We start from the raw sequence: 1,937 nt of genomic DNA, 5'->3' as shown, positions 1-1,937 counted from the left end.
GACAGGCGTCCAGAAGGCCGGCCCGTTGTACAGCCGCTTCCGTGAGCGCGTAGAGGACCGCGCCGGGCAACTCGGTGTGCCCTCGCCGTTGGAGGGCATCGAGTTCGAAATCGTCGATTTGGGTATCGCGCTCGCTGTACAGCTCGACGCGGTCTCCGACGAACGGATTGACCGGTACCACTCCGCCCTGTCCGCACTGCCCGCCGGGAGGCCGCTCCGCCACGTCTACGTCGCCGTGTTGGCCGCTCTCACGGGACTGCGCGCAGAGGCGCTGCGGGCGACCGAGCCCGCCAGGGCGGAACGGCTCGCAGCCCAGGCGCGGAAGCTGACCGACGAGGTGGCGGCCGCCGCCCCGCCCGGTTTCCCGGCGCTCGGCCTGCTGCGCCGTGGCCGGTTCGACACCGCGCTGCCCGTCGCCCTGTCGGCGATCTCCTCCGATCAGCCGGACGACACGACGGACGGAAAGGCCGCCGAGCTGGTCTCTCTCCTGTCCGACCTCGACGGCCTCCGCCTCGAGGACGACGAACACAGCGCCTCCGACATCGCGACCCTGCGGAAACTGCTTGCGGACGTGGGCGACGACGACCCCTCAGCACGTGCACTGCTCGCAGCGGCACTGGGCAGCGCGCTCCTGCTCCGCGCCATCAGGCACAACGACGACGCGGCCCTCGACGAGGCGGTCCCGCTGCTGCGCTACGCCCGCTCGCACGGCCAGGACATGCCCGCATCATTCGATCGGGTCGTCGCCTTCGCGCTTACGTCCTGGTCGAGCGGGAACCTCGATGCGGAAGCGGCACGAGAGGCGGCGGCACTGCTCGCCTCGTCGGCAGCCGACGACACACACGGCGATCTCGGCGCGGCGATGGTGTCGGCCTATGCCGGATTCCTCAATTCCGTGCAGAACTACATGTTCGGCCATGATCCGGAGCAGATCGAACGCGCCCGGGAGCTCGCGCAGCGGCTCAACGACCTCGTCGGTGAAGCAGCCGCCCGGGCCGGGGACGATCTGCCGAAGACGGATGTGACGGGCGATGCCCTGCTCAACCTGGTGGACACCCTCGGGCCCGGCGGCGGCCGGAGGCCCGACATCACCGACGACCAAGTCGATCAGTGCCGGAGTACCTTCGCGGCGTCTCCCGCCGGCGACCCGATACGGCTCTTCACCGCTTCCACGCTCATGCGGATGCTCGCCCAGCGCGCCTTCGCCCTGCGCGACGCCGACCCGGAGGCCGCAGCGCGGCTCGTGGCCGAGGCCCATGACGTGTTCCGCGCCGTCGAGGGGGAGGCACCCGAGGACTGGCGCAACACGATACGCATGTTCCTCGACTTCATCGGGCACGGAGACCTGCCTCCGGTCTCCCCGCCACCCGAGGCATCGCCCCAGGCCACCGTGAACGCCTTGGAAGCCGTGCTGACGTCTCTTCGAGCGCGGCTGTCCGGCGCCGACCCTGCCGCGCTGGGCAATCCCGCGCTGCCGCCATGGTTCCGGGCACACGGGCAACTCGCCGAGGCGGCCGGGGCGTTGGGAAGTGATCAGCCGGACATCGACCTGGCCCTGTCCCACCTCGAAGCGGCCATCGATGCCATGGCCGACATCACCGACCGGGGCAGTGACCAGCAGTCCGCCGAGCATGGTCTGACCACATTCGAAGGGGACATACGGACGATCACCGAGCTGGTCCTCATCCAGAGCCTCCGCCTCCGGGCCGCTGTCGGGATACACGCCTTCACGAGTCACGTCACGGCGGCCCTGGACGACATCAGGGCGGCCCTCGGGGAACAGCGCGAGCCCGACGCCGGCGCCCTCGTCGGCCTGCCCGAGCCCGAGGCCCTCCACCGCGCCCTCCTCTACGGCCCCGTCGCCGGGCCCGACATCGACCGCGCCACGGAACTGCTCGAGCGCGGGCGCGGCCTTCTCCTGTCACGGCGGATCGAGG

The 1,937-nt window shown here is 70.8% G+C and carries 1 protein-coding gene; it reads left to right on the top strand.

What is annotated here, in order from left to right:
• Positions 1 to 25: 25 nt before the first annotated feature.
• Positions 26 to 1,937: hypothetical protein (locus ACMZ42_RS26935; protein WP_415733408.1), on the top strand; the 1,912-nt coding region annotated here is incomplete at its 3' end.

The sequence above is a fragment of the Lysinibacillus sp. NPDC056185 genome, from assembly GCF_047737915.1.
In the GTDB taxonomy this organism is placed as follows: Bacteria; Bacillota; Bacilli; order Bacillales_A; family Planococcaceae; genus Lysinibacillus.
This window is presented reverse-complemented; position numbering and strand designations above follow the sequence as displayed.